The 19447-nt window shown below is 61.7% G+C and carries 17 protein-coding genes, 1 pseudogene and 1 riboswitch; of the genes and pseudogenes, 7 read left to right on the plus strand and 11 right to left on the minus strand.

Features of this window, described 5'->3' with window-relative positions; genetic code table 11:
- Window positions 1-13: 13 nt before the first annotated feature.
- Both AC30D9_RS12510 and AC30D9_RS12515 read right to left on the minus strand, forming a co-directional pair.
- Window positions 14-1870: a DUF1302 domain-containing protein gene (locus AC30D9_RS12510; protein WP_134922868.1), complete on the minus strand. Its 1857-nt coding sequence runs from the start codon at window positions 1868-1870 to the stop codon at window positions 14-16.
- 331 nt (window positions 1871-2201) lie between these two features.
- Window positions 2202-3884 carry a fatty acid--CoA ligase gene (locus AC30D9_RS12515; RefSeq protein ID WP_307576151.1) on the minus strand — a complete coding sequence of 561 codons (1683 nt, stop codon included), beginning with the start codon at window positions 3882-3884 and terminating at the stop codon, window positions 2202-2204.
- Between the two features lie 268 nt (window positions 3885-4152).
- Between AC30D9_RS12515 and AC30D9_RS12520 the strand changes: the two genes are divergently transcribed.
- Both AC30D9_RS12520 and AC30D9_RS12525 read left to right on the plus strand, forming a co-directional pair.
- Complete coding sequence (locus AC30D9_RS12520) at window positions 4153-5067, plus strand: glycosyltransferase family 2 protein (RefSeq protein ID WP_134922866.1); 915 nt, start codon at window positions 4153-4155, stop codon at window positions 5065-5067.
- A complete protein-coding gene (locus tag AC30D9_RS12525) occupies window positions 5064-5681 on the plus strand; it encodes a CatB-related O-acetyltransferase (protein WP_134922865.1) in 618 nt (205 codons plus the stop codon). Before AC30D9_RS12520 ends, AC30D9_RS12525 begins: the two co-directional genes overlap by 4 nt.
- 46 nt (window positions 5682-5727) lie before the next feature.
- On the opposite strand, the gene AC30D9_RS12530 is transcribed toward AC30D9_RS12525, so the two are convergent.
- A complete protein-coding gene (locus tag AC30D9_RS12530) occupies window positions 5728-6357 on the minus strand; it encodes a LysE family translocator (RefSeq protein ID WP_134922864.1) in 630 nt (209 codons plus the stop codon).
- 298 nt (window positions 6358-6655) lie between these two features.
- Here AC30D9_RS12530 and AC30D9_RS12535 point away from each other — a divergent pair, with 298 nt between their 5' ends.
- From AC30D9_RS12535 to AC30D9_RS12545, 3 genes are all read left to right on the plus strand, one after another.
- Window positions 6656-7621, plus strand: a complete 966-nt coding sequence (locus AC30D9_RS12535) for a 2-hydroxyacid dehydrogenase (RefSeq protein ID WP_490144130.1) — start codon at window positions 6656-6658, stop codon at window positions 7619-7621.
- A gap of 33 nt (window positions 7622-7654) precedes the next feature.
- Window positions 7655-8653 carry a methyltransferase gene (locus AC30D9_RS12540; protein WP_490144131.1) on the plus strand — a complete coding sequence of 333 codons (999 nt, stop codon included), beginning with the start codon at window positions 7655-7657 and terminating at the stop codon, window positions 8651-8653.
- Between the two features lie 49 nt (window positions 8654-8702).
- Window positions 8703-8825, plus strand: a riboswitch (yybP-ykoY riboswitch).
- Window positions 8826-8913: 88 nt separating this feature from the next.
- On the plus strand, window positions 8914-9498 hold the full coding sequence (locus AC30D9_RS12545) for a TMEM165/GDT1 family protein (protein ID WP_307576157.1): 585 nt from the start codon (window positions 8914-8916) through the stop codon (window positions 9496-9498).
- 143 nt (window positions 9499-9641) lie between these two features.
- Here AC30D9_RS12545 and AC30D9_RS12550 read toward each other — a convergent pair whose 3' ends face one another.
- Entirely contained in the window at window positions 9642-10457 is an 816-nt protein-coding gene (locus tag AC30D9_RS12550; protein ID WP_134922860.1) for a M48 family metallopeptidase, read from the minus strand.
- A 1297-nt stretch (window positions 10458-11754) separates the two neighbouring features.
- Between AC30D9_RS12550 and AC30D9_RS12555 the strand changes: the two are divergent.
- A pseudogene (locus tag AC30D9_RS12555) lies at window positions 11755-11955 on the plus strand (HAMP domain-containing protein); the annotation flags it as partial.
- Window positions 11956-12069: 114 nt separating this feature from the next.
- Window positions 12070-12813 (plus strand): methyl-accepting chemotaxis protein, encoded by a 744-nt coding sequence (locus tag AC30D9_RS12560; protein ID WP_373459259.1) that lies wholly within the window; start codon window positions 12070-12072, stop codon window positions 12811-12813.
- Between the two features lie 733 nt (window positions 12814-13546).
- Here the strand turns inward: AC30D9_RS12560 and hisC are convergent.
- The 7 genes from hisC to AC30D9_RS12595 all read right to left on the minus strand — a co-directional run bounded on the left by hisC (window position 13547) and on the right by AC30D9_RS12595 (window position 19436).
- Window positions 13547-14599 carry a histidinol-phosphate transaminase gene (gene hisC, locus AC30D9_RS12565; protein ID WP_490144132.1) on the minus strand — a complete coding sequence of 351 codons (1053 nt, stop codon included), beginning with the start codon at window positions 14597-14599 and terminating at the stop codon, window positions 13547-13549.
- 1 nt (window position 14600) lies between these two features.
- On the minus strand, window positions 14601-15938 hold the full coding sequence (gene hisD, locus AC30D9_RS12570; protein WP_134922857.1) for a histidinol dehydrogenase: 1338 nt from the start codon (window positions 15936-15938) through the stop codon (window positions 14601-14603).
- A gap of 123 nt (window positions 15939-16061) precedes the next feature.
- Complete coding sequence (hisG, locus tag AC30D9_RS12575) at window positions 16062-16697, minus strand: ATP phosphoribosyltransferase (protein ID WP_047228656.1); 636 nt, start codon at window positions 16695-16697, stop codon at window positions 16062-16064.
- A 128-nt stretch (window positions 16698-16825) separates the two neighbouring features.
- On the minus strand, window positions 16826-18091 hold the full coding sequence (murA, locus tag AC30D9_RS12580; RefSeq protein WP_041020860.1) for a UDP-N-acetylglucosamine 1-carboxyvinyltransferase: 1266 nt from the start codon (window positions 18089-18091) through the stop codon (window positions 16826-16828).
- A gap of 22 nt (window positions 18092-18113) precedes the next feature.
- Window positions 18114-18353, minus strand: a complete 240-nt coding sequence (locus tag AC30D9_RS12585; protein WP_007953556.1) for a BolA family protein — start codon at window positions 18351-18353, stop codon at window positions 18114-18116.
- Window positions 18354-18468: 115 nt separating this feature from the next.
- Window positions 18469-18786: an STAS domain-containing protein gene (locus AC30D9_RS12590; protein ID WP_134922856.1), complete on the minus strand. Its 318-nt coding sequence runs from the start codon at window positions 18784-18786 to the stop codon at window positions 18469-18471.
- A complete protein-coding gene (locus AC30D9_RS12595; protein WP_134922855.1) occupies window positions 18783-19436 on the minus strand; it encodes an MlaC/ttg2D family ABC transporter substrate-binding protein in 654 nt (217 codons plus the stop codon). Before AC30D9_RS12595 ends, AC30D9_RS12590 begins: the two co-directional genes overlap by 4 nt.
- Window positions 19437-19447 lie beyond the last annotated feature (11 nt).

A 19447-nucleotide genomic window follows, 5' to 3' on the forward strand; every position in this document is an offset into this window, starting at 1 on the left:
TGAAATTCGGTGCTTAGAAGGTCACGCCGACGCTGAGCGCCAGGAAGTCACGATCGTCCACGGTACTGAAGTCGCCACCAAAGAAGTTGGTGTAGGCCAGGCTGGCGTTGTAGGTGTTCTGGTACTCAGCATCCAGCCCGAGGCTGACGGCTTTGCGGCCTTCTTCGAAGTTTCCGCCAGGGCCTGGCGAGTAGCCTTTGACGTCATGGGACCAGGCCACGTTGGGCTTGAGGTTCACACCGGCGAAGACGTCCGGGTATTCCCAGATGGCGCGCGCACGGTAGCCCCAGGATGTGGAGGTGGTGAAGCCGTCGTTGTTGCAGTTGCTGTTCACGTCGTTGATGGTCTGGCCGCCACCCGACGCCGTAGAGGTATTGAGCGAGTTACAGAAACCGTTGGGCAGTTCGCCCGGCCCGAACACTGGGTCGCGGCCGTAGCGAGCGTCGGATTTGCTTTCCAGGCCACCGACATGGGTCACCCCGATTTCACCCACCAGGGTCAGGCGGCTGGCGCCCATGACCTGGTCCAGGAAGTGTGTGAATGTGGTCTGGAACTGAGTGATCTCTTTACGACGATAGCCATGCAGGTCTTGGCCGGGCGTGCCCTGGAGCACCGATGCATTGCCAAATCCGGGGAGCGGCGTCACACCGGCGAAGAGAATGTCGGTGGTGCTCAGTTGCACCGGCGCATTCGGGCGATAGCTGATCTCACCGCTCCACGCCGTGCCGGTAGGCAGTGTCGTGGAGAAACTCAAGCCATAGAGACGGATATCTTCCGGGTATTCGACGAAGTAGTTGGAGTTACCTGCCACGATCAGAGGACGCAGTGCCGCGATTGGCCCTGCGGTATAGAACTGCTGCGCAGCCCCCTGGGCACTGAAAATCGGCGCACGGCTGTGGTAGTTCATGAAGTAGGCACCGAACTCGGTGTCCAGCGGTTCGAACATGTACTTCAACGATGCGCCCCACTGGCCGCTGTCGCGGGCATCGCGGTCCGGGCCACGGCGTACCAGCACGCCTTCTTCGTTGATATCGACACCCTGGCCTTCCAATATTGGAAGAATGACGCCCGGCAGTGGAACGGACGAACGCTTGTTCAGCACCCGCAGGTTATCGGTACACCCATCGGCAATCACATCCGGCTGGGAGAAGAACGTACCGCAGTTATCCACCACGGTCTGGTCCCATTCAATCTGGTAGAACGCCTCGGCCGACAGGTTGTCGGTCAGGCTCTGGGAGACGTAGAACATGTTGACCGGGATCAGGCCTTCCTTGATCTCGGCACCAGGGCGACGGAACGCGGACACGTCGACCGGGTTGATGGAGTTGATACCGCCCTGGATGAAGGTGCTTTCACCCCAACTGACCACCTGCTTGCCCAGGCGGACCGAGCCCGGCTGATCGGCGATGGAATAGTTGTGGTAGACGAATGCATCGAGAATCTGCCCGCCGGAGGACTTGGCGCCTTCCTTGCGGTTGCTGTCGCTGATGTCCTTGTACAGGCGGTGTTCGTCCTTGAGTTCGAAGTCGTACCAGTACTTGCCGCGCACGAACACGCCGGTATCGCCGTACTTCAGTTCCAGGTCATGGATGCCCTTGAAGATCTTCGAGAAGGTTTCCCCTCGCTTGAAGTTCAAGTGACCGTCATCGGAGGTCTGCGACAGGCCCTTGCCGCCGTTGTTGACACCGATCAGGTCCTTGTTGGCCTTGGCCGTGGACCAGCTCGCGCCGACCGACAGGGACGAGTCGAACTGGCCCTCGATTTCACCGATGTTGAAACTGACGCCGAATGCAGGCCCGGCGAGCGAAGAGGCGAGACTGACCGCCAGAGGCAGTTTTGCCCGGCGCCAGAACGTGGTTGCTGAGGTCATCGACGCTACTCCATGTGCATTATTGTTATGGCAGTGGACATTTCGAGAACACCTCGATGGCTGGGAGCGGCAGCGTCCCGACATCCATCAAGGTCGCATCGCCCTTTCGTGCGTGCGCCCCGTTCTTGAGAATCCGTGAGCGGACTATAGCCAGCAGGTAGTACGGCTTGATCCCTCTAAAGTGTGATTTGCAGCCCTCGACCACTCTGGAACAGTCCTTTCGCCAGGCCGACAGATGCCGGCACGGCAAGGATGGCTGAAATTTGCGGTTTGACAAGGCAAGCGCTTGCTTGGTGGGGCTGCCGTGCCCTTTCGGGCACGGCAAAAAGGCCTAAAGCGTGGACAGGAAGGTGCTGTTGTTGCTCTGCCATTCGGTGATGTCGACGCGGATGCGCTTCTTGTCGAGCTTGCCGACGCTGGTCTTGGGAATTTCAGTAACAAGGGCGATCTGGCTCGGGATCGCCCACTTGCTCAGGTGCCCCAGCTCGACGAACGGCTTGAGGTGTTCCTTGAGCTCACGAGCCCCGATCTGATGCCCTTCGCGAATCACCAGCAAGGCAAACGGCCGCTCGCCCCACTGTGGATCGGGAATGCCGACCACTGCTACTTCGCGTACCGCCACGTGACGGCTGATGAGGTCCTCAAGGTCCAGCGAGGAGATCCATTCACCGCCGGTCTTGATCACGTCCTTGATGCGATCGCGGATGTCGATGAAGCCCATGTTGTCCAGGGTGGCAACGTCGCCGGTGTGCAGCCAGCCGCCGGCCCAGAGCTCGGCGCCCTTCTGCGGCTCGTTGAAATAGCCCTCGGTGAGCCACGGCGCGCGCAGCACCAGCTCGCCCTGGGTCTCGCCATCGGCCGGCAGGAAGCGGCCCTCGGTGTCGACGATCGCCGCTTCCACCAACGGCCCCGGCACGCCGGCCTTGATCCGATAGGTGGTGCGTTCGTCCTCGCTGCCGGCCATCAACTCGTCGTTGAGGTGGGCGCAGGACACCAGCGGGCCGGTTTCCGACATGCCATAGGCGGCGGTGAGCTGAATACCCCGGGCCTTGGCCGCTTCGTACAGGCTGCGGTTCAGGGCGCTGCCACCGATGACGATTTTCCAGCCGCCGAAATCGGTGTCCTGGGCGCCCTTGGCATTGAGGACCATTTGCAGGATGGTCGGCACGCAATGGGAAAAGGTGACCTTTTCCTTGCGCCACAGCTGGACCAGGAATTCGGGATCGTAGCGACCCGGGTAGACCTGCTTGAGCCCGAGCATGGTCGCCACGTACGGCAGGCCCCAGGCGTGGACATGGAACATCGGCGTGATGGGCATGTACACGTCGTTGGTACCCAGCAACCGCACGCTGTCGATGGACCCCATGATGGTCGCCACGCCCATGGTATGCAGCACCAGTTGCCGATGGGTGAAATACACGCCCTTGGGGTTGCCCGTGGTGCCGGTGGTGTAGAACGTGGTCGCGACGGAGTTTTCGTCGAAATCCTGGAAGTCGTAGACAGGGCTGGCAGCGGCGAGCAGTTGCTCGTATTCACCCACCAGGTTCGGCAGGTCGGCGGTTTTTTCCGGCAGGTCGGTCAGCAGCAGGGTCTTGTCCACCGTGGTCAGCTGCCCGGCAATCGCCTGGTACAAGCCGACGAACTCGCTGTTGACCAGCACGAAGCGGTCCTCGGCGTGGTTCATGGTGTAGAGGATCTGCTCCGGTGACAGGCGCACGTTGATGGTGTGGATCACCGCGCCGATCATCGGGATCGCGAACATGCATTCCAGGTAACGATGGCTGTCCCAGTCCATCACCGCCACGGTATCACCGGCCTTGACCCCGGCTTCGGTCAGCACATTGGCCAGCCGTGCGACCCGTTCGATCAGCGTCGGATAGCTGTAGCGCAATTGGTCACGGTAGATGATCTCGCGGGTTTTCTCGTAACGCGTGCCGGACATCAGCAGCCGCTTGATCAGCAGCGGGTATTGATAAGCGCCTTCGGCTGGAGGAATAACGCGAGTCTGCAACATAAGAGTCCCTTTTCTGACTGCACGGTCTTGGCTGGAAGTAAGCACTCTAGAGCGCTTATACACGGATCAAATCAGCCAAAGGAATGATTTGATCCGTGCGCAAATACTAGCCTTGAGCCATCTAACACCCAGGTTTCGCAAGCAGTGCGCAACCAAACCTTGTCAGATCGGGATCCAACAGCGAGCATAGGTATCACGCTTGTTACAAAAGCCTGTGGGGAATGCCCTGGCAGGTTTCCAGCATGCCACCACTTTTTGACAGAAAATAATGAACACCGAACTGACCTCCTCCCAGGCCACCGCGCCTCAAGGTGCGCCGCTTGTGTCGATCGTGGCCCCTTGCTACAACGCCGGAAAATACCTGGAAGAAGCATTCCACAGCCTCTTTGCCCAGGATTACCGGAACGTTGAGGTCATCGTGGTCGACGATGGCTCCACCGACAACAGCCTCGCCAGGCTCCGGCAGTTGCAGCAGACCTACGATTTCCAACTCTACGCCCAGGAGAACCAGGGCGTCAGTGCGGCACTCAACCATGGGCTGAAGTATGCCAAGGGCACTTATGTCGCCACCCCGGACCTTGACGATGTGATGCTGCCCCATTCGATCCGGGTCCGCGCCCAATACCTGGACGAGCATCCGCAGGTGGGCTGTGTCGGCGCGCTGGTCATCTACATGGACAGCGAAGGCCGGACCATCAAGGAGCAACAGCGCGACCACATCCGGGTCTACACCTTCGATGAACTGCTGCGCAACGCCACCGTCATAGGCGCGCCCGCGGCCCTGTACCGCATGAGCGCCCTGCGGGACGCCGGTTTTTATGATCCGCAGCTAAGGGTCCAGGATTTCCAGATCACCCTGCGGATCGCCCACCGGGGTTATCAAATCCATGAACTACCGATCTGCGTCACACGCTATCGGCGCCACCCCAATAACCTGTCGAGGAAATACCGCTTGATGCTCAAGACGGACCTGCAGACCATCGAGCCCTATCGGGACCACCCCGCCTACGAGTCGGCCCGCACGGTACTGGTGCACAAAGCGCTGAAGTACGCTGTGGTCGAAGACCGCAAAGAGGCCTGGCAACTGTTGCGCAGCATCCCCTGGCGCCACTGGAACAAAACCAGTTTCAAGCGCCTCAAGCGGCTGGTCTTGCGATTGCCGATGGCAAGGTTCCGCTCATGAAGTTCTTGCAGAAACTCAAGGAGCGCAAAGTACGAAAGCACCTCAAGCGCCTGGAAAAACTCGAACGAGCGCCGGAAAAAATCCGCCTGCGCTATCCGAAATACCAGGTTGGGGTAGGCACGTATGGCATTCCCGAGGTGATGGAGTTCGGCGACGACACGGTCCTCAAGGTCGGTTCCTATACGTCGATCGCCGAAGGGGTGAAGATCCTGTTGGGCGGTGGGCATCGCACCGACTGGGTCAGCACGTTTCCATTCCCGCTGATGATCGACGAAGCCCGGGACATTCCCGGCAGCAACCCGACCAAGGGCAACGTGGTGATTGGCAGCGATTGCTGGATCTGCGCTGAAGCGATGATTCTGTCGGGCGTGACCATCGGCCATGGCGCCGTGGTCGCGGCCGGCGCGGTGGTGACACGCGATGTCGAGCCTTACGCCATGGTGGGCGGCAATCCATGTCGGTTCATTCGCTGGCGTTTCGACGAGCCGGTGCGTCAGGCCCTGCTTGAGTCGGCCTGGTGGGAATGGCCGATGGAAGAGGTCAAGGCGGTGTCCCCCCTGCTATGCAGTGACAACATCGACGCTTTTCTGGATTACGTCCGCCAACGGCATTGATCGCCCCACATCCGCGTGGGTGCGATCAAAGGAAAGACCGCAACAGTCAGTGCGCCTCGGTAAACGCCAGCTTCACCCCGATAGCCACGAGCACCGCGCCCATGGTCCGGTCGAACCAGTGGCCCATGCGCGCGAAACCGGCGCGCACCCGTTGCTGGCTGAACAGCAGCGCCACCAGGCAGAACCAGACGGCCGTGGCGACCGCCAGGTACACACCGTAACCGGCCTGGATCGCCAACGGCGTATGGGGGTTGATCACCACAGTGAACAGCGACAGGAAAAACAGCGTCGCCTTGGGGTTCAGGCCATTGGTAACAAAGCCCGAGGTGAACGCGCCGCGAGCGGTACGTTCACCGACGTCCTTGTGCAGGTTTTCCTCGGTGGGCTTGGCCGGTTGCGCCCGCAGTGCCTTGAAGCCGATGTACAGCAGGTACGCGGCGGCGGCCCATTTCAGCGCGTTGAACAGCACGATCGATTGCGACACGATCAGGCCGATGCCCAGCAACGAATAGCCCACATGCAGGAAAATCGCCGTGCCGACACCCAGCGCCGTCCAGGTCCCGGCGCGCCGGCCATGGGTCACGCTTTCACGCACCACCACGGCAAAATCCGGCCCGGGGCTGGCAACGGCCAGCAGGTGGATCAGGGCGACGGTGAGGAATTCGGTGAGGTACATGGTGGAGCTCCTTGGCTAACGCAATCTCAAAACAAACATCAACTGTGTGGCAAGTGAATCTGTGGCGAGGGGATTTATCCCCGTTGGGCGGCGAAGCAGTCCAACAAACTTCAGACATGATTTTTGCCCGACGCACCGAGCGTCCAGGTTTCAGGGCTGCTTCGCAGCCCAGCGGGGATAAATCCCCTCGCCACAAAGTTCTTCATAGGCCCCAACATTCGGGCCAAGCCATGGCTGTAACGCATCTGATAGGCTCGCCACATTACGCCTTCGATTCTTGAGATAAAAGGTACAGCTGATGACGAACACCGCCCGCGCAGTTTTCCTCGACCACCCTTCCCTGGATCTCGGCGACCTCGACCTGGACCCGCTGCGCAGTTGCTTCAGCGACCTGCAACTGTTCGCCCGGACCACCCCGGATCAGGTCATCGAGCGGCTCAAGGGCGCCACCGTGGCGATCACTAACAAGGTCGTGATCGATGCGCAGGCCATGGCGGCCAGCCCCGGGCTGAAGCTGATCCTGATCAGCGCCACCGGCACCAACAATGTCGATCTGGCAGCCGCGCGCCAACACGGCATCACGGTGTGCAACTGCCAGGGCTACGGCACACCGTCGGTGGCCCAGCACACGATCATGCTGTTGCTGAACCTGGCGACGCGCCTGGCCGACTACCAAAAAGCGGTGGGCGAAGGTCGCTGGCAGCAGGCTTCGCAGTTCTGCCTGCTGGACTATCCGATTGTCGAACTGGCAGGCAAGACCCTGGGCTTGCTGGGCCATGGAGAACTGGGCAGCGCCGTCGGGCGGCTGGCCGAAGCCTTTGGCATGCGCGTGGTGCTGGGGCAGATCCCCGGGCGCCCGGCCCGCCCCGACCGTTTGCCATTGGAGCAATTGTTGCCGCAAGTCGATGCCCTGACCCTGCATTGCCCGCTCAACGAACACACCCGGAACTTCATCGGCGCCCGTGAGCTGGCGCTGCTCAAGCCGGGTGCGTTCGTGGTCAATACCGCCCGTGGCGGCCTGATCGATGAACAGGCCCTGGCCGAGGCGCTGCGCAGCGGTCACTTGGGCGGCGCCGCCACCGACGTGCTCAGCGTGGAGCCGCCAGTCCAAGGCAACCCGCTGCTGGCCGGCGATATTCCACGGTTGATCGTCACACCGCACAACGCCTGGGGCAGCCGCGAGGCGCGGCAACGGATCGTCGGCCAAATGAGCGAAAACGCCCAAGGCTTTTTCAGCGGTACAGCGCGGCGTGTCGTCAGTTGATAAACTGCCGCACTTTTTTTCAAGGAGCAGACCATGGATCCGCGCAGTGAAGTACTGCTTCGTCAGGCCGAGTTATTCCAGGGTTCGGTGCTGTTGGCCGGCCTGCCCGCCGACGATCTGCTCGGCCGTTTGCCAGAGGCCCACGGCTGGTGCTGGCATGCCGGTGACCAGGCAGCGCTGGACGCCCGTTTCCCAGAGCGCAGCCACTTTGGCGTGAACGTGCCCGAGTCTGGGTTCGACACGGCCGTGGTGTTCCTGCCCAAGGCCAAGGACCTGACCGACTACATCCTCAATGCCGTGGCGGCGCGCCTGGCTGGTCGCGAGGTGTATCTGGTGGGGGAAAAGCGCAGCGGCATCGAAGGTGCGTCCAAGCAGCTCAACCCGTTCGGCAAGCCACGCAAGCTCGACAGCGCGCGGCACTGCCAACTGTGGCAAGTCACGGTCGCCAACGCGCCCGAGGCCAAGCCTCTGGAAAGCCTGGCCCATACCTACGAGCTGCCCCTGGCCGAAGGCCCGCTGAAGGTCATCAGCCTGCCGGGGGTGTTCAGCCACGGTCGCCTGGATCGCGGCAGTGCGCTGCTGTTGGAGCACCTGGATAAACTGCCCAGCGGGCATTTGCTCGACTTCGGCTGCGGTGCCGGCGTGCTGGGAGCGGCGGTCAAGCGGCGCTATCCGCACAACACCGTCACCCTGTTGGATGTGGACGCTTTCGCCGCCGCCAGCAGTCGCCTGACCCTGGCTGCCAATGGCCTGGAAGCCGACGTGCTGACCGGCGATGGCATCGACGCCGCGCCGATGGGCTTGAGCGCGATCCTGAGCAACCCGCCGTTCCATGTCGGCGTGCACACCGATTACCACGCTACGGAGAACCTGCTGCGAAAAGCGGCCAAACATCTGAAAAACGGCGGCGAACTTCGGCTGGTTGCCAACAGCTTCCTCAAGTACCAGCCGTTGATCGAAGAGCATTTGGGCGTGTGTGCGATCAAGGCCGAAGGCCAGGGCTTTCGCATCTACCGGGCCAAGCGCGGTTGAGTTTTTTTAGGAAACAGCACTTGCTCAATCGGATTTGCCTAGGCAGAATCCGCTCCGTCCTAGGGGAGTAGTCTCCCGCGAGCGCCATGCTCGCCCGGCATACGTCAACATACTTGGTCAGCAGACCATGGCGTATGCGGCCCAAGCGTCCACGCAGATGGTCGCTGGGTTTGACAAGACCTATGACACGCACACCTTACCCGGGGCGGGAAGGCTGTACGTGTCATAGCCGTGTCGACCCGCCCCTTTAGGAATTCCTGATGCTGGACTCACTCCTCGTACCTACCGCTATCGTTGCGCTGGCCGAAATCGGCGACAAGACGCAATTGCTCGCGCTCATCCTGGCGGCTCGCTTTCGCAAACCCTGGCCGATCATCGCCGGCATCGTGGCCGCGACGCTCGCCAACCACGCGGCTGCCGGCGCGGTGGGGGCCTGGGTCAGCGGTTTTTTCTCCGACGCGGTCTTGCACTGGATATTGGCGGCCAGCTTCACGGCCACGGCACTGTGGACCCTGGTCCCGGACAAGCTGGACGATGAAGAAGCGAACACGGCCCGCAAGTTCGGACCGTTCCTGACCACGCTGATTGCGTTCTTCCTCGCGGAAATCGGCGACAAGACACAGATCGCCACGGTGATGCTCGCCGCGCAATACCCGGAGTTGTGGTTGGTGATCATCGGTACCACCGTGGGCATGTTGATTGCCAACGTGCCGGTGGTCCTGGCCGGCAATTTCGCCGCTGAGAAACTCCCCCTGACCCTGATCCGCCGCCTGGCCGCCTTGGCATTCTTCGTCCTGGCGATCGTGGCGGTGTACAAGGCGATGCAGAGCAGTGGGTGGGTTTGATCGGATACCGCGTTATCGTTCATCGCGAGCAGGCTCGCTCCCACATTGGCCGCGGGTGTTCACAAAAATATGGAACACTGCAAATCCCTTGTGGGAGCGAGCCTGCTCGCGATGAGGCCTGTCGCCTCACCGCAGGATGAAGCTTACTTCCTGGCCTGTTGATACAGCGGCATCACCTTCGGAATCGCCGCCTGCAACGAAGCGATACGGCTGCCCGACGAAGGGTGGGTACTCATGAACTCCGGCGGCGCGCCTTCCGAGGCCTTGGCCATCTTGTTCCACAAGGTGATCGCCGCGTTCGGGTCGTAGCCGGCGCGAGCGGCCAGTTCGAGGCCGATCAGGTCGGCTTCGTTCTCGTTGCTACGGCTGTTGGGCAAGGTCATGCCATAGTTGGCGACGGTGTCGGCCAATGCCAGGCTGTCCTGGCCCAGGCCGAACAAGGCGCCAGCGCCCTGCTTGGCCATCTCGATGCCGTAGGCCTTGGACATCGCTTCGCGCCCGTGCTCGCGCAGGGCGTGGGCGATTTCATGGCCCATGATCGCGGCGATTTCAGCGTCGGTGAGCTTCAATTGGTCGATCAGGCCGGTGTAGAACATGATCTTGCCACCAGGACCGCAATTGGCGTTGAGCTCATCGCTCTTGATCAGGTTCACTTCCCAGTTCCACTGCGCCGAATCCGGGCGGAACACCGGTGCCTGGGCGATCAAGCGGTCGGCAATGACCTGGATGCGCTTGGCATCATTGCTGGTCTTGTCCAGCGCGCCCTGGGCGCTCGCCTCACCCATCGTCTTTTGATAGGACTGGGCGTACATCTGGTTGACCTGCTCGGTCGACAGCATGCTGAACATGTACTGCTTGCGTTCCACGCCCACGGCTCCGCCGCTGGTGGTATTGACCGACTGGCAACCGGCGAGCAGCAGAGCCGCGCTCAGAGCACTCACCATCAATGTCTTGTTCATGTAAAAGAAGCTCCCTGGAAACGTGGGCGTATCCTAGGCCTTGATTTGTATCGGCGCCAGATACACAACGCGCGATTACAGGTTTTTCGGACAGAGCCCACCCTGTCCATTTGCGACACCCACGCAGCTAAAACAGTCACCCGACAAACAGCGCCTCATGCCAAGGCGCGCAAACGCCGATAAAGACTCCAGACCTCATTCCGCGCCCGGAGCCTCTATGAAATTCAGATCGATCCAGTTTTCCGTTGCCGCCCTGGCCGGAGCCATCGTGCTCAGCGTGGTGGGGGCTCTTGTGCTGTACGCGCTGTTTGCCGGCGCGCGCACCCAAGAGATGGTGCAACAGCGGACCAAGGCGCAGTTCGAACATCTCATCGAACGACGTCTCAGCGCCCTGGCCCACACCCAGGCCAGCCTGATCCAGCGGGAACTGGAAGCACCGCTTTTGCTCGCCCGTGGCCTGGCCACCAGCAACGCCTTGATGGGCATGAACGGCGCGGACGGCAACCCGCAACTGAAGGTACCCCGCGAGCAAATGATCAACCTGTTGCGCGAAACCGTGGTGCGCAACCCGAAGGTCCTCGGCGCCTACATTGCCTGGGAACCGAACGCCATCGACCACGACGACGCCAATTATGTGAACAGTAAGGTGGTGGGCATGGAAACCAACGGGCGTTTCCTGCCGTGGTGGTTTCGTAACCAGGACGGCTCCCTGGGCCTGGAAAAACTCGCCGACGTGGCCGATCAGAAACTGCTCTCCACCGGCATCCGCGCCAGTGAATACTACCTGTGCTCCCAGGACAGCAAGAAAGCCTGCGTGATCGACCCGGCGCCCTATCGCGTTGGCAACACGATGACCATGCTCGCCTCGTTCATCGAACCGATCATGATCGATGGCAAGTTCCAGGGCATCGTCGGTGCCGACCTGTCGGTGAACTTCATCCAGGACATGCTCGTGGCCGCCGACGGCAAGCTGTACGACGGCGCCGGGGAAATGGCCTTGCTCTCGAGCAACAACCGACTGGTGGCCTTCACCAAGGACCCGAGCAAACTCGGGGAAAAGGCCAGCGACCTGCTCGATGCCAGCGAACTGGATAACCTGGCCAAGCTGGGCGTCGGCGAAATGCGCTACGACATCGATGAAGAACACGGGCATATCGAGGTGTACATGCCGTTCGGCATCGGTGAGACCGACGCCCGCTGGACGTTGATGCTGCAACTGCCGCTGAATGCGGTCATGGCCGACCTGCAAGCCCTGCAAAAAGACCTCGACCATCAGCACCAGTCCGATATCTTCGGCATGGCGGTGGTGGGCCTGGTGATTGCCGGCATCGGTCTGCTGGTGATCTGGCTGGTGGGCCACGGCATTGCCCGGCCACTCAAGCAAATGGTAGCGATGCTCGATGACATCGCCCAGGGCGAAGGCGACCTGACCCGGCGCCTGGTCAGCGACCGCGCCGATGAACTGGGAGCGATCGCCAGGGGTTTCAACACGTTCCTGAGCAAATTGCAGGGCATGATCACTCAGGTAGTGACTTCGGTGCAGAGCGTCAGCGATTCATCGGAGCACACCGCCGATATCGCGATCCGCACCAACCAAGGCGTGCACAAGCAAATGTCGGAGATCGATCAGGTCGCCACTGCCGTGCAAGAAATGACTGCCACCGCCCAGGACGTGGCCCGCAACGCGACCCAAGCCGCCCAGGCCGCCAGTCATGCAGACCAGGCCGCCAACCAGGGCATGCAGATCGTGCGGGACACCTCCAGCTCCATCGGTGCCCTGGCCGTGGAAATCGGCAAAGCGGTGGGTGTGGTACAGACCCTGGCCAAGGACAGCGAGAACATCAACGCGATCCTCACCGCCATCCGCGGGATTGCCGAGCAGACCAACCTGCTGGCCCTCAACGCCGCCATCGAAGCCGCACGGGCCGGTGAACAGGGCCGTGGCTTCGCGGTGGTCGCCGATGAAGTGCGCAACCTGGCACAGAAGACGCAGCAGGCGACCGAAGAAATCCAGGCGATGATCCAGCAGTTGCAACAAGGCACCCGGGACGTGGTGCGCGTGATGGAAGACAGCCAGCACCGTACCGATGAAAGCGTGCAGCATGCGGCGAAAGCGGCCCAGGCCCTGGAGACGATCACCCAGGCCGTGTCGGTGATCAACGACATGAATACCCAGATCGCCAGCGCTGCCGAGGAGCAAAGCGCGGTGGCCGATGATATCAACCGCAACGTGATCAACATCGGGCAAGTGGCGAACGAAGTGGCCAGCGGTGCCGACGAGTCCAGCGCGGCCAGCGCCGGGCTGACCAAACTGGCGGAGCAGCAGCGGCGGTTGATCAATCAGTTCAGGGTCTGATCCAAAGGCCTCATCGCGAGCAGGCTCGCTCCCACAGGGGGATTTGCGGTGGAATGCCGATCTTGTGAACATCCCAAAACAACTGTGGGAGCGAGCCTGCTCGCGATGGCGTCGGGTCAGCTACATAGAGTCTGACTGATACACCGCCTTCGCGAGCAAGCCCGCTCCCACAGGGGGGCTTGCGGTGGAGTGCCGATCTTGTGAACACCCCCAAACAACTGTGGGAGCGAGCCTGCTCGCGATGGCGTCGGGTCAGCCAACATAGCAGTGACTGACATGACGCCTTCGCGGGCAAGCCCGCTCCCACAGGGGGATTTGCGGTGGAATGCCGATCTTGTGAACACCCCCAAACAACTGTGGGAGCGAGCCTGCTCGCGATGGCGTCGGGTCAGCCAACATAGCAGTGACTGACATGACGCCTTCGCGGACAAGCCCGCCCCCACAGGGGGCTTGCGGTAGATGCCGATCTTGTGAACACCCCCAAACAACTGTGGGAGCGAGCCTGCTCGCGAAGGCGTCGGGTCAGCCACATAGAGTCTGACTGATACACCGCCTTCGCGAGCAAGCCCGCCCCCACAGGGGGATTTGCGGTGGAATGCCGATCTTGTGAACACCCCAAAACAACTGTGGGAGCGAGCCCGCTCGCGATGGCGTCGGGTCAGCCAACATAGCAGTGACTGACATGACGCCTTCGCGGGCAAGCCCGCTCCCACATCAGGTTTCATTTGCGACTTTAGAGTTCGCCGAGAGCCTGGATCAGTGCCTGGTTCTGCTCCGGCGTGCCAATGCTGATCCGCAGGAACTGGGCAATCCGCTCCTGCTTGAAATGCCGCACGATCACGCCCTGCTCCCGCAATTTCGCTGCCAGTCCCGCCGCATCGTGCCGGGGGTGGCGGGCGAAGATGAAGTTGGCCGCCGAGGGCAGCACTTCAAAGCCCTTGGCTTGCAGTTGCGCCACGACCCATTCACGGTGCTCGATGACCAACTGGCAGGTCCGCTGGAAATACTCACGATCATCGAACGCCGCCGCGCCACCAACATTCGCCAGGCGATCCAGCGGATAGGAGTTGAAGCTGTTCTTGATCCGCTCCAGCGCTTCGATCAGGTCCGGATGCCCCACCGCCAGGCCCACTCGCAGCCCCGCCAGGGAGCGGGACTTGGACAGGGTCTGGGTCACCAGCAGGTTCGGATAACGGTCCACCAGGCTGATGGCCGTCTCGCCGCCGAAGTCGATATAGGCCTCGTCGACCACTACCACCGAATCCGGGCTGGCCTTGAGGATCCGCTCGACCGCTTCCAGCGCCAGCAGGCAACCGGTCGGCGCGTTCGGGTTGGGGAAAATGATCCCGCCATTCGGCTTGGCGTAGTCCGCCGGGTCGATCCGGAACTGCGCATCCAGCGGCACGGCATCGTACTTGATGCCGTATAACCCGCAATACACCGGATAGAAGCTGTAGCTGATGTCCGGGAACAACAGCGGCTGATCGTGCTGCAACAGGCCGTGAAAAATGTGCGCCAGCACTTCATCCGAACCGTTGCCCAGGAACACCTGATTGCTCTGCACCCCGTAATACCGGGCCACGGCGTTTTTCAGCAGATCGCTGTTGGGATCCGGGTACAGCCGCAGGTTGTCATTCAGCTCGGTCTGCATCGCCGCCAAGGCCTTGGGCGATGGGCCGTAGGGGTTCTCGTTGGTGTTGAGCTTGACCAGGCGAGTCAGCTTCGGCTGTTCACCCGGCACGTAGGGCACCAGGTTCTTGACGAACGGGCTCCAGAATTTACTCATTTCAGTTCCCCTGCCCGTCAATGGAGTTCTCATCAAGGATGCGGTACTCGGCGCTGCGGGCGTGGGCGCTCAGTGACTCGCCGCGGGCCAGCACCGAAGCGGTCTTGCCCAGTTCGGACGCGCCCTGCTCGGAGCAGAAGATGATCGACGAACGCTTCTGGAAGTCATACACCCCCAGCGGCGACGAGAAACGCGCGGTGCCGGACGTCGGCAACACGTGGTTGGGACCTGCACAGTAGTCGCCCAGGGCTTCGCTGGTGTGACGGCCCATGAAGATCGCACCAGCATGGCGGATCTGCGGCAACCAGGCCTGCGGGTCAGCGACCGACAATTCCAGGTGTTCCGGCGCGATGCGGTTGGCGACCTCGATGGCCTGTGCCATGTCATCGACCTTGATCAGCGCACCACGGCCATTGATCGACGTGTTGATGATCTCGGCACGGTCCATGGTCGGCAGCAGCTTGTCGATGCTGGCAGCGACCTTGTCGAGGAACTCGGCGTCCGGGCTGACCAGGATCGCCTGGGCGTCTTCGTCGTGCTCGGCCTGGGAAAACAGGTCCATGGCGATCCAGTCCGGGTCGGTCTGGCCGTCGCACACCACCAGGATCTCCGAAGGCCCGGCGATCATGTCGATGCCGACCTGGCCAAACACGTGGCGCTTGGCCGTGGCGACGTAGATGTTGCCCGGCCCGACCACTTTGTCGACCCTCGGCACGCTCTCGGTGCCATAGGCCAACGCAGCCACGGCCTGGGCGCCGCCGATGGTGAACACCCGGTCCACGCCAGCGATGCAGGCAGCGGCCAGCACCAGCTCGTTGATTTCACCGCGCGGGGTCGGGACCACCATGACCACTTCGGTCACGCCGGCGACCTTGGCCGGAATGGCGTTCATCAGCACCGAGGATGGATAGGACGCCTTGCCGCCCGGTACGTACAGGCCGGCGCGATCCAGCGGCGTGACCTTCTGGCCCAGCACCGTGCCGTCGGCTTCGGTGTAGCTCCAGGAGTCCTGTTTCTGCCTCTCGTGATAGTCGCGCACCCGCGTCGCGGCTTTTTCCAGGGCTTCGCGCTGGGGCACGGTGATCCGGGTCAGGGCCAGTTCCAGGCGCTCGCGCGGCAGGATCAGGTCGGCCATGGACGCCACTTGCAGGCCATCGAATTTCTGGGTGAACTCCACCAAAGCGGCATCGCCACGCTCGCGCACAGCTTTGATGATGTCCAGCACCCGCTGATTGACCGAGTCGTCAGACACACTTTCCCAGCTCAGCAGATGATCCAGATGATGTGCGAAATCCGGGTCGGCAGCGTTGAGTCGGCGAATCGAAGTGGGAGCGGTCATAGCGAGGGCCTCATTAATGGCAAATGCTCAGGCGCCCTAAGCTACCAGTCCATTCGCGTGGGCACCTGAGAAAATTGGCTATGACACGGATAGACGGGCGCGACTCAAGGTCGCGCAGGTGAATCAGCCGCGGTGTCGCGATTCCACTGCCTTGCGCAGGGTATCGATCAGAGCCTGGATACGAGCATGCTGCATTTTCATCGACGCCTTGTTGACGATCAGCCGGGAGGTGATGTCAGCGATGAAATCCTGGGGTTCCAGACCGTTGGCCCGCAGGGTATTACCGGTGTCGACCACGTCGATGATCTTGTCCGCCAGGCCGATCAGCGGCGCCAGCTCCATCGAACCGTACAACTTGATGATATCGACCTGGCGGCCCTGCTCGGCGTAGTAACGCTTGGCAATGTTGACGAACTTGGTCGCCACGCGCAAACGCCCCTTGGGCTCCGGCGCGCCGACTTTACCGGCGGTCATCAGCTTGCAGCGGGCGATCCGCAGGTCCAGGGGCTCGTACAGGCCCTGGCCGCCGTATTCCATCAACACGTCCTTGCCGGCAACGCCCAGGTCGGCGGCGCCATGTTCCACATAGGTCGGCACATCGGTGGCACGCACGATCAGCAAGCGCACATCGGCCTGGGTCGTGGGGATGATCAGCTTGCGGCTCTTGTCCGGATTCTCGGTCGGCACGATGCCCGCTTCAGCCAGAAGCGGCAGGGTGTCGTCAAGGATGCGGCCCTTGGACAGTGCGATGGTCAACATGGGAAACGTCAGTCCTTATCAAGGTACTCATGCCCGGTCGCAAGCGGCGCCGGACACACATCGAGGGTGCAAACACCCTCGATTTGAAACTATTCAACAGGCACATCCTTGTGCCCATGCAGCCAGGACTAGCCCGGTACGCGGCGGATCTTGGCGCCGAGCATCTGCAGTTTTTCTTCGATGCACTCGTAGCCACGGTCGATGTGGTAGATGCGGTCGATCAGGGTATCGCCTTCGGCAATCAGGGCCGAGATGACCAGGCTGGCCGAGGCCCGCAGGTCGGTGGCCATGACGGGCGCGCCCTTGAGCTTCTCGGTGCCGGTAACGATGGCAGTGTTGCCTTCGACCTGGATCTTGGCGCCCATGCGGTGCAGTTCGTAGACGTGCATGAAGCGGTTTTCGAAGATCGTCTCGATCACTGCGCCCGTGCCTTCGGCAATGGCGTTGAGGGAGATGAACTGCGCCTGCATGTCGGTCGGGAACGCCGGGTACGGAGCGGTCCGCACGTTGACGGCTTTTGGCCGCTTGCCGTGCATGTTCACTTCGATCCAGTCTTCACCGCAGGTGACTTCGGCACCAGCTTCCTTGAGTTTTTCCAGGACGGCTTCGAGGATGGTCGGATCGGTGTCCTTGACCTTGACGCGGCCACCGGTGACGGCGGCGGCGACCAGGTAGGTACCGGTTTCGATCCGGTCGGGCATCACTTTGTAGGTGGCCGAATGCAGGCGCTCGACGCCATCGATGGTGATGGTGTCGGTGCCGGCACCGCTGATCTTGGCGCCCATGGCGATCAGGAAGTTCGCCAGGTCGACCACTTCAGGCTCGCGGGCGGCGTTTTGCAGCACGCTGCGGCCCTTGGCCAGCGCGGCGGCCATCATGATGTTCTCGGTACCGGTCACGCTGACGGTATCGAAGAAGAAGTGCGCGCCGCGCAAGCCGCCTTCCGGCGCCTTGGCCTTGATGTAGCCGCCTTCGACGTCGATCACCGCGCCCATGGCTTCCAGGCCGCGAATGTGCAGGTCCACCGGACGCGAGCCAATGGCGCAACCGCCAGGCAAGGCGACTTCGGCTTCACCGAAGCGGGCGACCATCGGGCCCAATACCAGGATCGACGCACGCATGGTTTTCACCAGCTCGTACGGGGCGACCAGGGTCTTGATGGTGCGCGGGTCGATCTCGACGCTGAGCTTCTCGTCGATCACCGGCTCGATGCCCATGCGGCCGAACAGCTCGATCATCGTGGTGATGTCGTGCAGGTGCGGCAGGTTGGCCACGGTCACCGGGCCATCGCATAGCAAGGTCGCCGCCAGGATCGGCAGGGCGGAGTTCTTTGCCCCGGAAATACGGATTTCGCCATCAAGACGAACGCCGCCGGTAATAATCAGTTTATCCATAAGAATCTCGAGGCCCTTGGGCTCAGGTGCGCTCGGCCCAGGCCGCGCTGCTGAAAAATTTCATCGTGACCGCGTGGATGCTGCCATCGGCGATCCATGGGTTCAAATGGGCATAGATGCTCTGCTGACGCTTCACTGGGCTCAATGCCGCCAGTTCATCGCTGATCACGTTCAACTGGAAGTTGCAGCCTTCGCCTTCAACTTCCACCTGCGTACCAGGCAGCTTTCCTTCAAGGAAGCTCTTCACTTCTACAGCCTGCATGCTCAACCTCAATCGGCGCCCTGTGCGCGCGGGTCGCACATCATACAAAAAAGCCCCGCGCCTGCGAACCCCGCGAAGCAGGACTCTGACGGGGGGACTTTTCCAACGATGTGGGTCAGGGGTGCGCCAACAACTCGGTCAGTTCGCTGACCTGGGCTATTTCGCGCATGTCTTCGGGCATCCCACGGATGCTCCACGTTTTACCGGCAGCCTTGGCGTCGCGCATGAAGCACAGCAGCAGCGACAAGCCGACGCTGCTGGACTTCTGCACCGCCGAGCAGTCAATGACCACCTCGGCGCCGCTGACGGACTTGATCAGCGCCTGGCCCTGCTTGCGCAGGGCCGGGCCGGTGCGGTAATCCAGCACGCCACTGAGCAGCAGCTCACCCGCCCCGCCCAGACGAACGGCCGACTCACTTACCGACTCGATCATTGTGCCTGCTTCTCCTGGGCATCTTCGGCCACTTCCTTGGCCTTGGCGACCTCACCGGCCCAGCCGTTGATGGTCTTGTCCAGGTCATTGCCATTGCGCTGCATCGCGTCGGCGAACTGATCGCGGAACAGCTTGCCGATGTTGATGCCATTGATGATCACGTTGCGCACTTTCCACTCGTCGTTGATTTTCTCGAGCGTATAGGACACAGGGTAGATCGCGCCGTTGTTGCCCTTGACCTGCATGTCGACACTGGTGCGGGTACCGCTTTCGTCCTTGGCCGGCGCAACGGTGATGCCCTGGTTGTTGTATTCAAGCAAGGCATTGCCATAGAACTGCATCAGGCTGCGCTTGAAGTTCTCCTGGAAGCGGGTCATCTGCGCCGGGGTTGCCTTGCGCGAGTACTTGACGGTCATGATGCTCTTGGAGATGCCGTCGGCGTCGACCACAGGGCCGACGATGCCGTTGAGGGCGTCATAGAACGCGCTTGGGTCCTGCTTGTATTTCTCTTTGTTGGCGGCAAGGTCCGCCAGCAGCCGGGTCGTCGTGTCCTGGATGATGTCATGGGCCGAAGGCGCCGCCACGGCGTTAGCCATCAACGGCAGCGCCGCGAGCAACACCAACAGGCCACGTCGCAAGATAGAGATCATTCAAAAGCTCC

The sequence above is a fragment of the Pseudomonas sp. DF11 genome (assembly GCF_058148565.1).